Here is a 13,748-nt window from a genome sequence, read left to right as displayed (position 1 = left end):
GCTTTTTTTAGCCTAAAAATCAGAAAAGAGGAATGTAAAAATATGAACGAAAGAGAACTACGTCAACAAGTAGCAACAAAAAAGAAGGCATTTGATGAAGCTGTAAATGCTGGATCGTCTGCGGAAGAGTTGCGAGGATTAAAGGATGAACTGAAAGAAGCACGTGAAAAGCTCGATTTGACACTTGAAGCGCGCGAGTTGGACAATCCCGAAATCGACCCAGTAGAGCAAAAAACTACACTACCAGACGAACGATCCATTTCTGAATTGGATAACAAGGAAGTCGAAAAACGTTATAACGCGGTATTTTTAAAAGCAGTTCGAGGGAAGACGATTACTGCAGACGATGAACAGATTTTTGATCGTGTGAAAGAAATCAGGAGTTTCAGCTCGTCGACAGATGAAGACGGCGGCTTAATTATTCCTATCGATGTTCAAACGAAAATAAATGAGCTGCGTCGCACTTTCGTTGCTCTTGAAAACCTTGTGACAACTGAGCGAGTTAGCACGAAAAGCGGGAGCCGTGTACTCGAAAAGCTTGCAGATATCACACCTTTTGCGAACATTGAAGAATGGGACGAAATCGCAGAAGTTGAAAATCCTAAATTTGCGAATAAAAAATACAGCATTAAGGATTATGCAGGTATTTTGCCAATCCCTAACACCTTGTTGCAGGATTCAGATGCAAATCTATTGACTTATATTTATAAATGGATTGCAAAGAAATCTGTCATCACTCGAAATGCTGTCATTTTAACATTACTCAAGACGTTGCCGCAAACAGCCGATATTAGTGATGTGGATTCTTTGAAAGATGTTTTTAATGTGACATTGGACCCAGCTCTATTAATTACTTCGGGAGTTGTAACGAATCAGGATGGCTTTAACTACCTGGATAAGTTGAAAGATAAAGATGGAAAATATATTCTGCAACCAACACCAACAGATGCAACAAAAATGCAGCTATTCGGGAAATACCCGGTTACTGTCTTAGGCAACAAATTCCTACCTACTGAATCAGACAAGGCGCCGATTTTCTTAGGGGATTTGAAAGAAGCAGTAATCCTATTCGATCGCGGTGTTTATGAAATCAAAGCGACAGATACGGGTGGAAAATCATTTACTCGTAACACTACCGATGTTCGTGTAATTGATCGTTTCGATGTTCAACTATGGGATGATAATGCAGCAGTATTTGGTAAAATCTCAACTACCACGATTCCGGAGGGGTAAACATGAAATATGTAGTTTTAAAGGAATTTAAGGATAAAAAAACAAGTGAGATTTACGCTGTAGGGCAAGAAATCAATTTCACTGCAAAACGTGCTGCCGAAGCTGAAGATAATCTACAAGTTTTCGGCGGCGATTTTTTTGAAAAGGTAAAAGACGAAAAAATTACGCTTGAGAAATGAGGCTAAAGCATGGCAGATAAAGACATTCTACCAATTGACGAGCTGATGTTTTCTGGAAAATGGGAGGCTGAAGAAAAAACAATTGTCCGGAGCTATTTAGACGCATCTATTCAAATCGTGAAAAATGCCGGAGCATTCGATAAGAATAGTAAAATTTTGCCACTCGTCTTGTCATCGATGGTTATGTATCTCATGGAACATAGGGGTGAAGCTACGGATGCTCAATCGGTCGCCTCCTTCCCTTTATCAATTCAAGCACTTGTCAATTCAATCAAGTATTCTATTGGTGAGTCAGATGAGTAAGATTGCCTCGTATAGTCGCCCTGTACAGTTTTATGTTGCTTCTGACTATACTACAGATAAGGGCGGAAACCTTGTGCCCACATGGACTGAGCAAAAAAAGAAATGGTGTAATGTCCGGGATGTTATCAGTAGCAGTAAGGAAAAAGAAGGTTCAGCTGCTACGCTTGCAATCAAACGGGTACGACTTGCTATGCGATACAACAAAGATATTGATAACTCAATGAGTTTTGACTTTGAAGGCGATTTTTACAGCATTGTTTCTGTGGGTGACCCTGTAGGCGACCGCAAAGAATTGATAGTTTTCGGGGAGGTGTTAGCAAATGGCGGAAGGCTTTGATTTTAATATAGATGAAGTCATGAGGAATTTAGATTTGACGGAACAAAGGGTTAACAAAGGTTTGAATAATGTTTTGAAAGAATCTGCTGAGCCGCTAAAAAGTGAAATGCAACAGAATACAAATGTCTCAAATGGATCGTCTCACAGATATGGTGAAGGGCACGCAAGAGATAACGTAGAAATCACAGCAATAAAAGGTGGTGCTACTGATGAAAAATATGTCGAAGTAGGCTTCAATAAAAAGGTAGCTTGGCGAATGTACTTTGTTGAGTTTGGCACAGTTTACCAGCGTCCACAGAATATTGTACAGCGCTCCATCACTGCTAAGAAATCTGAGGTATTAAGGAAACAACAAGAAGGAATGAAAGGATTGTTAAATTTATGATTATTGAGCTTACTGCAGATATCGTGAATGGGGTTCTTTCTATTCCAGAAGTTGTTGAGTGGGTGGCAAGAGTACAAGGTGTACCAAACATATCTGCAAATAAATTGCCTGCGCTCGCCTATCCTGCTATTGCAATCTACGAGCTTGAAAATATTCCAGGAATGTTTGCTGATGATCAGGAGGAAACAAGTGTCGTAACTTTCCAGATTAGCCTTTTTTCAAAAGATGGCAGTCATGGGAATATTCAGAATTTTATTGACGGAAAAATGAAGCACCTTGGTTTTTTAAGAGTTGTGAGTTCGCCTCTTATTTTTGATAAAACAGAGAATACGATCCAGCGAGCATTGATTTATTCACAAGAAATAGAACAAGAAATATACAAGAAAGAAGGAAAATAGCACATGGCTAAAATTGGTATTAATGGTTTATATTGGTTCGAAATGGACGTAGAAACCGATCAGGAAAACGCAGCACAAGCACCAACATACAAGGAGCCTATTAAATTAGCAAAAGCGATTCAATTGACTCTTACCCCACAATTAGCAGAAGGAAACCTATATGCAGATGACTCAATTGACGAGACAGAAACAGCAGTCACTTCTTATGATGTGAGCTTGAATATCAATGATTTATTACCTGATAAAGAGGCATTGTTGCTGGGGCGACAAAAAGATAGTCTGGGTGGCGTAAAGGCAACAACAGAAGATTCAGCCCCATACGGAGCTCTGGCGTTTCGTATGCCACGCTCTAAAGGTGTGGGTGGTGGGTATCAGTACCGTATTTTATACAAAACTCGCTTTCAACCATTCACGGAAGATGCACAGACAAAAGGAGAGTCAATCAATTACCAGACGCCAACTTTGACAGGAAAGTCAATTAGTCGTGATTATGACGGGCTTTTCAATTACAAATTGGATGACGATGGCAAGAAAACTGATGTTACAGAAGTAACAAAGAAATGGTTTGAAGAAGTAACGGAGCCTGCAGCAATCAATACAATCCCAGAAGGTTAGTCTTTTGACTAACCTTCTTTATTTTTGAAAGGAGCATCAGGTATGGATTTAATTTTGACAATCAAAGGTAAAGAAAAGAAGATTCAAAGCCAGCCTATCAATTTCGGGCTTTTTAGAAGGGCAACAGAGATTCTAAAGAAATATAATGCTGGGGATTTCTTAGGCAACGATTATCCAACAGAGGAAATGGATGAAGCCGTGAATCTTATTTGCGAATATTTTAATATTTCATCAAAGCAATTTGAAACAGGTTTTCAAGTCGTCGACTCGACTACATTTTTCATGTTCTTTGCTCAGGTGCTAATGAGCATCCAACTAAATGACGGAAAAAGAGAGGTCGTAACAGACGAGTCGGGAAAGTAGAAACCGACTCTGATGCCATCGATCCAGATATTTTTATCAAGCAATTTTATAAATATCTCATGGAAAAATATGGTTGGCTTCCAGAAAGAATTGATAAAGAAGATTACTTTCAGATGCTTGATTTAGAATTTGGAAATTGGCAGCAGGGGATGACAGATGGTCCTGTCATTGAATATGCTGATCAGCTCAATTTTTAGGGAAGGAGGGCAAATAAATGGCAAGTGGGAATTTAGGTGTACTGAGTGCGAAGGTCGCGCTTGATACGATTGATTTTAATAAGAATATTACAGCGTTAAAACGAGAACTGAAAGTAGCGAAATCCGAAGCGCAGTTGGCATCGAAGGGTATAACGGGTTTTGGAACATCAACTTCTTCCAGTTCAGCACAATTAGGCGCTCTTACCAAACAAATAAATCTGCAACAACAAGCATTAGGAGTATATGATCAACGATATCGCGAAGCAATTGCTACTCAGGGAGAGGGCAGCCGAGCAGCACAGTTAGCCGCCCAAAGCTACAACGAGACTGCATTATCTATCCAAGAACTACAGCGACAGCATGATTTATTGAATGCTCAAATCAATTATCAAAACAGCGGATGGCGACGTGTTGGCGAAGGCATGGAGTCCGCCGGAAACACGATGACGAAAGTCGGGGACGGTATGATTTCCGTTGGGAAAAAATGGTCAATTGCTGGGGCAGCAGTTGGTGGTGTCATGACTTTAGGCGCAAAAGCTGCTATTGATTACGAAAATTCATTTGCAGATGTTACTAAAACCGTTGATGGAACAGCAGAAGAGCTTAATGCGCTCTCTGACGGAATCAGGGCAATGTCTGAGCGTGTGCCAACTTCTGCTGCGGACCTTGCACAGCTGGCAGCTACGGCAGGACAATTGGGAATTAAGACGCCAGAGATTGAAAGCTTCACGGAAACCATTGCAAAACTTGGTACAGCCACCAATCTAGCTGGAGAACAAGGTGCCAGCCAACTTGCTAAATTTGTGAATGTCACCCTCCCTAAAGGGGCTGTTGCTGAATATGATCGTTTAGGATCTTCTATCGTCGCCTTGGGGAACTCATACAGCACTACAGAGGCAGATATTATGAACATGGCTATGCGACTAGGTGCTGCAGGCTCACAAGTTGGAATGTCTCAGTCCGATATTTTAGGCTTATCTGCTGCTTTATCTTCAGTAGGTTTGGAAGCTGAGGCGGGAGGATCAGCAATTTCTAAAGCACTTATTAATATGCAATTAGCAGCAGAAACAGGTGCTGGTGCTTTTAACGAACTGGAGCAGATTGCGTCAGCAAATGGTGTGACCATGGAGCAGGTTTCAGCGGCGTTCCACGCGGGTGGAAAAGAAGCACAAAATCTATCGAATTATTTAGGCTTAGGCAAAAAAGGCATGAGTGAAATGTATAAAAGCGCTGCGGATGCTGAGGGCAAGCTAAGAGACTTTGCAGACGTTGCAGGCATGAGCGGAGAACAGTTCGCCCAAGCGTTTAAAGACGACGCAACAGGAGCCTTGGGAGCATTTATTCAAGGCTTATCAACTGCAGAAGAGCGAGGCACAAGCGCAATAAAAGTGCTTGACGACATGGGAATCACTGAGGTTCGCCTGCGAGATTCGTTATTGCGCGCCAGCAATGCCAGTGAGCTTTTCGCCGGAGCTGTTGATCTGTCTAATACTGCTTGGAAAGAGAACAACGCTTTAAATGCAGAGGCCGAAAATAAATTTGCTACCACAGCAAATCAGATCGAACTTGCAAAAAATAAAATCAATAATTTAGCAATTACATTTGGAAATGAATTATTACCGGTAATAGCTGATACCCTGGAAAAATCAGGCCCCTTGATTCAATCAATAAAAGATATGATTCAAAAATTTGCTGATGCTAAACCTGAAACTAAACAATTTGCTTTGGGCTTAACGGGTATCGTTGTTGCAGGTGGACCAGTATTGACATTCCTAGGAGGACTAACTAAAGGTCTTGGTGGAATAATCACTGGGACTGGTAAAGCAGTCCAATGGGTAGGGCGTGCTAGATCTGGATTATTAGGGCTAGAGTCAGCAGGTTCCGCAGCAAGTGCTGCAACAGTGACAACTGCCAATTCAGTAGCTGGAGCAACAGGCTCAATGAGCTTATTTGCTAAAGCGGCTGTGTGGGCAACTAGTGGTGTTACTGGAGCAACAGGAGCTTTAGGGCTTTTAACTTCTCCTCTAGGAATTGCGGCAGGTGCTCTAGTGGTTGGAACGGCTGTATGGAAACTCTGGGGAGAAGAAGCGTGGAACTCCTCACAACGTGTAAACCGTTGGGGCTTTGATGTTGGCGAGGAAATGGATAAAACCTTACTAGAAGTTCAAGGGTTTTCTACAGATAGCATGGTAGCTATGCAGGGATTTGAACTGGGTATTGATGGGAGCGCCGAAAAGGTAATAAACTCTTTCCGGGATATGCAGGAACAGATAAAAGAGACTGCGGCAGAAACCAACGAAGCAATTCAGGAAATGGCAGATGCGTTACCAGAACACCTACAAGAATCAGCACAGAAAAATGCCGAAACTCAAAAAGCAATGACCGACGAAGTTGTAGAAGCTACAGGGCGTATGGCTGATCAAGTCGCATCTATCTATGAACGACATAAAAACGATACATCGAAATTTACTGCAGAAGAAAAAGCCCTTGTTTTGTCAAATAGACAATCAATGATAGAGGCGGAATTAAACCTACTAAAGATTTCAGGAAAAGAAAAGGAATCAATCCTAAATGGTATGAACAGTAATGTTCAAAAGATGACACAGCAACAATTAGAAAACTTCACAGGTTCGATTGGAAATGCCCTTCGCAAGCAAACAGAGTCTTATAAAGAACAAGTGGAACAGATCACTGAGGCGAAAGATGCTGGTCTAATCAGCGCTGCAGAATATTCACAGGAAATGAGCAGACTCGAAGCTTCAAACGTTGCTATGACGGAAGAACTCGGACAGAAATATGCACAAGCATTGCGAGCTATGGGCTATGATACAGCACAAATTGAGGCAGTATTTAAGCAGCATGGGCTAAATTATCAGGAAATTTCCAGTAAAGCTATTGCGGCTAGTTCAGATTTTGAGGAAGCAAGCACGATTCTAGCAACTTCTACTGAGCATATGACACAAGAGGCAATTTTAGGCAATGAAAAATGGAACAGCTTAGTCTATGACGAAAAAACAGGAACCCTTAAGACCAATGTGAATGAAGTGATTATGGAGGCAGCTCAATCCGAAAGTGGATGGAATGACATCGAATACATTCTTAAACACGCAGAACTGAATACAAATGCTCACGAAACGGTATCGATTGCTCTGGGCGAGTCAGGAAAATGGAATGAAATGACTGTCGAGCAAAAAATGCTTTCAGTTGATAATGATGTTGCGATGATGAAAACTCTGGATGCTATCGCTGAAACAGGTAATTGGAACAACTTCAAAATTTTAGAAAAAGAGTTAGGTATGGAAAACTCAGACTTAATTTTAAAATTGCTAGGATCAGAGGAAGCATTACAACATTTTAATAGTTTGACACCAACACAAAAGGAACTACTAGCAAACAACTCAGATTTAGAAAGTAAAATATCATCATCGAAAGCTACATACAACGCATGGGAAAATATTCCGGATTCCATTAAAAATATTTACCTACAAGCAGACACATCCGGCGCAACATCGGCGCAAAATGCTATTAATAGCGTAAACGGAAAAACAGTCTATATTGATGTAATTACACGAGAACAGTATGTAAGAGGTCCGGGTGGCAAATCGCTTGAAGTAAATGAAAAGGGAACGAATTACCACCCTGGAGGCAATATGCTTGTAAACGATCAATCAGGATCGTTGTACCGAGAGGCAGTCAGATTTCCGGGCGGCGATTGGTTTGTTCCTCAGGGGCGCAATGTTTATATAGATGATGCACCACTCGGTACCCAGGTAATGCCTGCCGGAATGACACGAGCGAAATTTAAAAATTATGAATACGAATCGGGTACGGGTGTTAACGCTGGAATGTTACAACCTATTCCTTTTAAAAAATTGTCAGCGATGGGAACACAAGATGATCAACAAACTACGACAAAAAACACAACCATTACCAGTAAGCCAGTTTTTAACTTTAATTTTGATAATATTCATATTCATTCGGATGATGACATAAACCGATTATCTGAAAAACTGGCAGAAAATACAGAAAGAAGACTGAGGGGGCGTCTAGCATGATAGAGCCATATTTTATTATGAATAATAGAAAATCACTTGATTTTGATATTAAGTTGAAACAAGGATTTGAACTAATCCTGTCAAGTGACGATGTGCTCATTGAAACAGCCCCCGGGCTGAATCGCCGTCTACTCATTTCACGCGATCGTAAGGATGACATCGAAAGAAGTCTATCTGTAAGAATGAAGAAAAATAGAGGAGAAAATATTTTCCTGAAATTTCAAAGAGTTGGTGAATGGTTAAAAGAAAATAGTGATTACACCGATTTCTATTTTTCTGAGATTCCGGATTATTTTTATAAAGCTGTCTGCTTAGGATCAATTACAGCGCCGAAAGAGGCTGCAGGCTGGTTGGACTTCCAAATTCCCTTTTCCTTTCAACCATACATGTTTAAATCGTCGGGAGCCTTTCCCATTTCTGTTACAAATGGTAGCAGTTTGAATAATCCGGAAAGTTACTTTTCCGAACCTGTTCTGTCTTTCTATTTTGATGCGATAGCAAATGGGTCAATTATCATTAATGGAAATCTTTTTCAAGTTGATAAGACGATTGGAAAAGGGAACATAACGATAGACAGCACAGTTGGTATTGCGTACAGAGAGGGCGGACAAAATATTTCAAAGTCTATTTTAATCACACAGAATGGCTACCAGCCGCCGAAGCTACAGCCAGGGAAAAATAAATTTTATATCAATTCAGCAATTCAAAATTTAAAAGTAACACCGAACTGGAGGCGATTAGCTGTATGAGTACATTGTTGCTATATGAAAAAACGAATAACAATTACAATTCAATGGGACTAGGTGCGTTAGTTCATGCGATTCAACCACTTGTAACGAGAGAACGAAATGGGATTTTTACGCTAGGATTCTCTTACCCTGTTTTTTCGCCACTTTTTCATGAGTTGCAAACAGGTTGCATAATCAAAGCCGATGCAGGATCAGGCGAACGATCAAAAGGACAAAGATTTGAGATTGTTTCTATATCTAAACCTTTAAATGGTTTGATAACTATTTATTGTGAGCATATCAGTTATTTAACATTCAAAACAGCATTAAAAAAAGGAAACAATCATGTAAATGTCAGTGCTCAATATGCTCTTGAAGAATGGAAAAAATTGTTGCTTCCAGCTCGAGATTTTACAGTGCTTAGTGATGTAACAACCAAGTCTAGCATTGATTTTTTAGAATTAGGGAAATTCGAAAACGCCCGAGTTGCTTTGGGAGGGACGGAAGGCTCAATCCTTGATAATTTTGGCGGTGAATACATTTTTGATAATAACGAAATTCGTTTGATGAACAGAGCAGGAAAAGACAGCGAGGTTGTGATTGCTTATGGAAAGAACTTAACAGATTTAACGCAAGAAGAATCAATTGAAAATACGTTCACTTCTGTCTATCCATATGCTCGAAAAGACGGTGAAAATGACGAAACGCTCATTTTGCCTGAGTTGTATATTGACAGTGAGCATGTGACAAAATATCCCGAACGTTTAATAAAGATGGTTGACCTAAGTAGCGAAGAAATTGAAACTATTGACCAACTACGAACTGCAGCAAAAAGATACATCACAGTGAATGCAATCGGGGTTCCTTCTGTCAATTTAGCACTCAAGTTCATAGACCTTACTCAGACAGCGACTAGTGAAGAGATTAAACGACTTGAAGACCTAGAACTTTGTGATAACGTAACAGTTGCCTTTAATGAACTAGGGATAAATGCAACAGCGAAAATTATTCAGACTGTTTGGAATGTCTCTCTGGATCGCTATGAATCAATTGAATTGGGAAATGCAAAAAGCAACTTGTCAAAAACATTCTCGGATCAAATGAAAGAACAGGAAAAAATTAGCGATCATCTTTCAATTTTAGAACAGGCACAAAAAGAAGCCACTGACATTTTAACTAACCCGGCGAAAGGTCATGTCGTTGTTTATCCATCGCTTTCTGATCCTCAAGAAATTTTAATAATGGACACTCAGGATATAAACACAGCTAAAAATGTTTGGCGGTGGAATTCAGGAGGTTTGGGATTCAGCTCAACAGGCTATAATGGCAGCTATGGGCTTGCTATGACCAATAATGGGGCAATTGTTGCGGATCGGATCACAACGGGTATTTTAAGAGCAATAACTATTATAGGTGTATATATCGAGGGTAGTGAGATCATCGGGGGGAGAATTGAGGGAGCAACGTTTATTTCTCATGCGCCAATTGGATCGCTTTACTACACTATGGTAATGAAAAACGGTGGGATCAATTTTTATAAGCAAGGCAGTGATATTGAATCGCTATCGAGTCACGCTCAAATACAGGTGGCTCCCCTTTCAACAGAAGGGCAATTATGGATCAAAGTCGGCAACAGTATGTTTACTATTACGGGCGATAATACAGGAACAACAACAAGTAATCTGACCACAGGGTTACAAGTCGGAAAGCTTTTAGAAGCTAATGGAGGTCTGACAGCGAGAAGCCGTTTCACAATACCCAATGGTGTGGCACTGAACTTTTATTCTAGCCTTAACATGAACGGGTATTCTATATTGAATCAATCTGACATACGTTTAAAAGAAAACATTGAGGATACCATTGTGCAAGGAATAAAAGAGACTAAAAAATTGAAAATGGTTGATTTCGATTGGCGATCAGATTACAACAAGTCAGAGACAGAACAACGTCCAGATGAAAGACAATTCGGGATGATCGCACAATATAGCCCGTTCTTATCTCGTCAAGGGGAAGATAATCATTATTTGATGATAGATGTCAATAAGCAAATTAATTTAAATACGAAAACAAATCAGGAACTGATCACAATGGTTGAAAATCTACAGGAACGGATTGAAACAATTGAAAGGAGACTATTAGATGAAAATATTTAATCTGGATATATCTAAAGAAAGTAGTATAAATCCAGTTGTTTTCGGTCGAATTGGGGATAAGGATTTACAAATAATCAAAATAAATCTTTCCAATAATTTTGAGCAATTTGATTTAACAGACTGTGAAGTGAAGTTTGAGGCAGTTACTGCAGCTGATACTAAGGTAATGGATGCAGCAGGAATATCAGTAGTAGATGCCGGAATAGGGGAGTTCAATTATACCTTTCCATCACAAGCCTTTTCAGCAAGTGGAAAATACAAAAGGGCCTATTTCTCTATAACAAAAGGAGATAAGCGTGATACGACCGAAAATATTGACATTTTTGTATATAACAATGCTGATATCACTGGTGATGAAGCTGAAACAGTTATTTCAGAGTATGACAAGCTTGTTTCGGAATTAAACGAGGCGTATACAGCTGCTATTGCAGTTGTAAAAGAACAAAGCGACGCCTTTGATGACTACAGGGAAGAGATCACTGGTAAAGTTAACGAAATACAGACATTTGTTAATGAGAACCTAGCAATATTAGAAACGGCGATCGCTGATATTGAAGAAAAAATCAATAGTCTTGATATTTATACGAAACAGGAAATTGATACTATTATGAATTTGAAAGCTGATAAGGAAAATAGTTACACAAAAATGGAGGTTGATGCCAAACTTTCCAATAAAGCAGATACAGCCCGGGCACAATTGGACAAGTTAACTGCTGATGATGGTAGGCCAATAGCGACGATTCAGAGCGGAACGATTCTCAGTGCTGTACTAAGCAGGGCGCCGGGTATGAAGACATACACATTTACAAATGCAACCTCAGACTATCCGACAAGCGCAAGTACGAGTATGAGAGGTTATGCATATATGGCTTCTGTCAGCTACGGCTACGTTTTCGCTGCAGATATTGGAGGCGGTGTATTCGTCCGAACAATTGTAAACAGTGTATGGGTTGGTGCCTGGACGAAGCTTACCGGCACTGAAAAGATTGTCAATGTCTTTCAGAGCGCATCTTTGACAGGGGAAATGACTATTGAGGGTGAGAAAATTCGAATAGAGTATACAATACCAGATACTAATCAAAAAGGTTTTATGGAAATGAACCCACAGGCAATTGTCGGTACTATCTATGATTCTACTGATAATATTATTTCGATGTTTTCTCTTGATTATACTGGACTTCTTTTACGCCAAGGGGATAAATCAGCTTTGTTGAGTGTTAATGATCTAAGCTTATACACCACTACACTTACAATTGGCTATAACATCAATGCCGTTTTGACAAGATTTGGAAAAATGGTCACTCTTTCTATAACCAGAATTAGCAGGAATTGGTCTGATGTTGGCGAAAATGTACTTCTAACAGCTTCACTGCCGGCTGGCTATAGGCCGCTGACGCCAGAAACAGTTACAATCAATAAAAATAACAGTACGAATATTTCAACACCTGTTTTAATCCATGTTAACACAGATGGAACTATGAGATACACAAACAGTGCTTCTGGTCAGTTTATCTGTTCAGCATCTGCAACTTGGTTTACGAATGACCCATACCCAACATAGAAAAGAGGAAAGATATGAAAAAGAATGTTATGAGTTATCTTGTAGCAATTCAGTCAATTGTAATTGGGCTATGGCTTGTATTGCATCAAGGAAATTTAACTATACAAACGAAGTACGAGGGTTTCAGCGCATGGAATTCTTGAATAGTTGGGTATTTTATTCAGTAGCAATCATTCTGGGATTGTTGCTGATTTTTTCTTTAGTTAAGAAAAATGGTCAGTTACAAAAATGGTCGCTTATAGCAATGAATGGGATATGGTCAGCGTATACAGCTATTCTGATTATCAATGAACTATCCGGAGTACCTAATATGAGCTGGGCGTTGCTCCTTGGATACAACGTTGCTATTTACCTTGCTGCGAGATATGAGGTGGATGCTTAATGGAAAATTGGATGAGTTGGATCACACCAACATTGTTAGCAACTGTAATAACAGGATTTTTAACCTATAAAGGAACAAAGCAAACCAGCCGAGCAAGTATTGACGAGTTGTATCTACCGCGTGTAGAGAAGATGATGACCGAATTTGAGGAAAAGGTTGACAAGTTAAATAAAAAGGTCGCTGAGCTTGAGAGAAAACTAAATGCAAAAGATGAATTGATTATCGAGCTACGAAAAGAAATCAGCAGGCTTGAAAGAGAAAATACAGAACTGAGAGGAGAAGATACAAATGGATAATATTTTGATTGCAGCGACAACCATTATCGTTATTGTAATGGCAGCAACGGAACTTATGAAACGGTACGCAGGGGCAGAAAGCAAGTGGCTTCCGCTTATAAACTTATTAACAGGTTTGATTGTGGGGATTGGCTGGAGCTTGTCATTCGCTCCTGATGATCTTATTGTGTTCGTCTGGGGCGGTCTGATTGCTGGGCTTGCTGCTGGAGGTTTCTATGACCTAGGTGTGAATGCGTTCAGAAAGGATGACAGCGATGTTTAAATCAGAAGCTAAGGTTAAAACAATCGGGACCTTTACTGTTAAAGAAGTAACTGATGATTATATCGAAATGGATTCGTGGGAGAAAGGAACTGAGGAATCCTTAGATCGATATGAGTCACTAGGCTCCACTGAGCTGAACATTGATGGTTCTGAAAAAGAATTTGATGGATTCCAGAAAGGCGACTTCTTTAAATTTGACGGTGCTTATCCAGTTATTGAATCAAATGAGCTGTTCACAAAATTGGAGGTTGAAGGAAAAGAATTGTATTTTCCTAACCACAAATTACAGGAGGTTGGATAA

The 13,748-nt window shown here is 39.9% G+C and carries 17 protein-coding genes; all 17 read left to right on the top strand.

Annotated elements, in window-relative coordinates; translation table 11 throughout:
* Window positions 1-42: 42 nt before the first annotated feature.
* The 17 genes from I6N96_RS01065 to I6N96_RS00985 all read left to right on the top strand — a co-directional run bounded on the left by I6N96_RS01065 (window position 43) and on the right by I6N96_RS00985 (window position 13,748).
* Window positions 43-1,233, top strand: coding sequence for a phage major capsid protein (locus I6N96_RS01065; protein ID WP_209555648.1), 1,191 nt, complete (start codon window positions 43-45; stop codon window positions 1,231-1,233).
* Between the two features lie 2 nt (window positions 1,234-1,235).
* Entirely contained in the window at window positions 1,236-1,412 is a 177-nt protein-coding gene (locus tag I6N96_RS01060; protein ID WP_209555647.1) for a hypothetical protein, read from the top strand.
* Window positions 1,413-1,421: 9 nt separating this feature from the next.
* Window positions 1,422-1,715: a hypothetical protein gene (locus I6N96_RS01055; protein ID WP_209555646.1), complete on the top strand. Its 294-nt coding sequence runs from the start codon at window positions 1,422-1,424 to the stop codon at window positions 1,713-1,715.
* Window positions 1,708-2,052: a phage head closure protein gene (locus I6N96_RS01050; protein WP_209555645.1), complete on the top strand. Its 345-nt coding sequence runs from the start codon at window positions 1,708-1,710 to the stop codon at window positions 2,050-2,052. Before I6N96_RS01055 ends, I6N96_RS01050 begins: the two co-directional genes overlap by 8 nt.
* Window positions 2,036-2,437: an HK97-gp10 family putative phage morphogenesis protein gene (locus I6N96_RS01045; protein WP_209555644.1), complete on the top strand. Its 402-nt coding sequence runs from the start codon at window positions 2,036-2,038 to the stop codon at window positions 2,435-2,437. The genes I6N96_RS01050 and I6N96_RS01045 overlap by 17 nt, the downstream gene beginning before the upstream one ends.
* Entirely contained in the window at window positions 2,434-2,835 is a 402-nt protein-coding gene (locus I6N96_RS01040; RefSeq protein WP_209555643.1) for a hypothetical protein, read from the top strand. Before I6N96_RS01045 ends, I6N96_RS01040 begins: the two co-directional genes overlap by 4 nt.
* 3 nt (window positions 2,836-2,838) lie before the next feature.
* The gene (locus I6N96_RS01035; RefSeq protein WP_209555642.1) at window positions 2,839-3,450 is read left to right on the top strand and encodes a major tail protein; all 612 of its coding nucleotides are present in this window, start codon (window positions 2,839-2,841) and stop codon (window positions 3,448-3,450) included.
* A 42-nt stretch (window positions 3,451-3,492) separates the two neighbouring features.
* A complete protein-coding gene (gene gpG / locus I6N96_RS01030; RefSeq protein WP_209555641.1) occupies window positions 3,493-3,813 on the top strand; it encodes a phage tail assembly chaperone G in 321 nt (106 codons plus the stop codon).
* A 59-nt stretch (window positions 3,814-3,872) separates the two neighbouring features.
* On the top strand, window positions 3,873-4,010 hold the full coding sequence (locus tag I6N96_RS01025) for a hypothetical protein (protein WP_209555640.1): 138 nt from the start codon (window positions 3,873-3,875) through the stop codon (window positions 4,008-4,010).
* Between the two features lie 17 nt (window positions 4,011-4,027).
* Complete coding sequence (locus I6N96_RS01020) at window positions 4,028-8,065, top strand: phage tail tape measure protein (protein ID WP_209555639.1); 4,038 nt, start codon at window positions 4,028-4,030, stop codon at window positions 8,063-8,065.
* Entirely contained in the window at window positions 8,062-8,814 is a 753-nt protein-coding gene (locus I6N96_RS01015; RefSeq protein ID WP_209555638.1) for a hypothetical protein, read from the top strand. Before I6N96_RS01020 ends, I6N96_RS01015 begins: the two co-directional genes overlap by 4 nt.
* On the top strand, window positions 8,811-10,946 hold the full coding sequence (locus I6N96_RS01010; protein WP_209555637.1) for a phage tail spike protein: 2,136 nt from the start codon (window positions 8,811-8,813) through the stop codon (window positions 10,944-10,946). The genes I6N96_RS01015 and I6N96_RS01010 overlap by 4 nt, the downstream gene beginning before the upstream one ends.
* Window positions 10,933-12,507, top strand: a complete 1,575-nt coding sequence (locus tag I6N96_RS01005; RefSeq protein ID WP_209555636.1) for a BppU family phage baseplate upper protein — start codon at window positions 10,933-10,935, stop codon at window positions 12,505-12,507. Before I6N96_RS01010 ends, I6N96_RS01005 begins: the two co-directional genes overlap by 14 nt.
* Before the next feature lie 130 nt (window positions 12,508-12,637).
* Window positions 12,638-12,889 carry a hypothetical protein gene (locus tag I6N96_RS01000; protein ID WP_209555635.1) on the top strand — a complete coding sequence of 84 codons (252 nt, stop codon included), beginning with the start codon at window positions 12,638-12,640 and terminating at the stop codon, window positions 12,887-12,889.
* Window positions 12,889-13,185 carry a hypothetical protein gene (locus I6N96_RS00995; protein ID WP_209555634.1) on the top strand — a complete coding sequence of 99 codons (297 nt, stop codon included), beginning with the start codon at window positions 12,889-12,891 and terminating at the stop codon, window positions 13,183-13,185. Before I6N96_RS01000 ends, I6N96_RS00995 begins: the two co-directional genes overlap by 1 nt.
* A complete protein-coding gene (locus I6N96_RS00990; RefSeq protein ID WP_209555633.1) occupies window positions 13,178-13,447 on the top strand; it encodes a holin in 270 nt (89 codons plus the stop codon). The genes I6N96_RS00995 and I6N96_RS00990 overlap by 8 nt, the downstream gene beginning before the upstream one ends.
* Window positions 13,440-13,748, top strand: a complete 309-nt coding sequence (locus I6N96_RS00985) for a hypothetical protein (RefSeq protein WP_209555632.1) — start codon at window positions 13,440-13,442, stop codon at window positions 13,746-13,748. Before I6N96_RS00990 ends, I6N96_RS00985 begins: the two co-directional genes overlap by 8 nt.

It is taken from the genome of Enterococcus larvae, assembly GCF_017830045.1.
GTDB lineage: Bacteria > Bacillota > Bacilli > Lactobacillales > Enterococcaceae > Enterococcus_L > Enterococcus_L larvae.
Note: the sequence above shows the minus strand (reverse complement) of the source record. Positions and strands in the feature narration are given on the sequence as shown.

Excerpts from the sequence above, each read along its gene's own strand:
- I6N96_RS01020 (WP_209555639.1), top strand. The coding sequence starts at position 4,028 with ATGGCAAGTGGGAATTTAGGTGTACTGAGTGCGAAGGTCGCGCTTGAT.
- I6N96_RS01040 (WP_209555643.1), top strand. The coding sequence starts at position 2,434 with ATGATTATTGAGCTTACTGCAGATATCGTGAATGGGGTTCTTTCTATT.
- I6N96_RS00985 (WP_209555632.1), top strand. The coding sequence starts at position 13,440 with ATGTTTAAATCAGAAGCTAAGGTTAAAACAATCGGGACCTTTACTGTT.
- I6N96_RS01025 (WP_209555640.1), top strand. The coding sequence starts at position 3,873 with ATGGAAAAATATGGTTGGCTTCCAGAAAGAATTGATAAAGAAGATTAC.
- I6N96_RS01050 (WP_209555645.1), top strand. The coding sequence starts at position 1,708 with ATGAGTAAGATTGCCTCGTATAGTCGCCCTGTACAGTTTTATGTTGCT.
- I6N96_RS01045 (WP_209555644.1), top strand. The coding sequence starts at position 2,036 with ATGGCGGAAGGCTTTGATTTTAATATAGATGAAGTCATGAGGAATTTA.
- I6N96_RS00995 (WP_209555634.1), top strand. The coding sequence starts at position 12,889 with ATGGAAAATTGGATGAGTTGGATCACACCAACATTGTTAGCAACTGTA.
- I6N96_RS01015 (WP_209555638.1), top strand. The coding sequence starts at position 8,062 with ATGATAGAGCCATATTTTATTATGAATAATAGAAAATCACTTGATTTT.
- I6N96_RS01055 (WP_209555646.1), top strand. The coding sequence starts at position 1,422 with ATGGCAGATAAAGACATTCTACCAATTGACGAGCTGATGTTTTCTGGA.
- I6N96_RS01000 (WP_209555635.1), top strand. The coding sequence starts at position 12,638 with ATGGAATTCTTGAATAGTTGGGTATTTTATTCAGTAGCAATCATTCTG.
- I6N96_RS00990 (WP_209555633.1), top strand. The coding sequence starts at position 13,178 with ATGGATAATATTTTGATTGCAGCGACAACCATTATCGTTATTGTAATG.
- I6N96_RS01060 (WP_209555647.1), top strand. The coding sequence starts at position 1,236 with ATGAAATATGTAGTTTTAAAGGAATTTAAGGATAAAAAAACAAGTGAG.
- I6N96_RS01005 (WP_209555636.1), top strand. The coding sequence starts at position 10,933 with ATGAAAATATTTAATCTGGATATATCTAAAGAAAGTAGTATAAATCCA.
- gpG (WP_209555641.1), top strand. The coding sequence starts at position 3,493 with ATGGATTTAATTTTGACAATCAAAGGTAAAGAAAAGAAGATTCAAAGC.
- I6N96_RS01010 (WP_209555637.1), top strand. The coding sequence starts at position 8,811 with ATGAGTACATTGTTGCTATATGAAAAAACGAATAACAATTACAATTCA.
- I6N96_RS01035 (WP_209555642.1), top strand. The coding sequence starts at position 2,839 with ATGGCTAAAATTGGTATTAATGGTTTATATTGGTTCGAAATGGACGTA.
- I6N96_RS01065 (WP_209555648.1), top strand. The coding sequence starts at position 43 with ATGAACGAAAGAGAACTACGTCAACAAGTAGCAACAAAAAAGAAGGCA.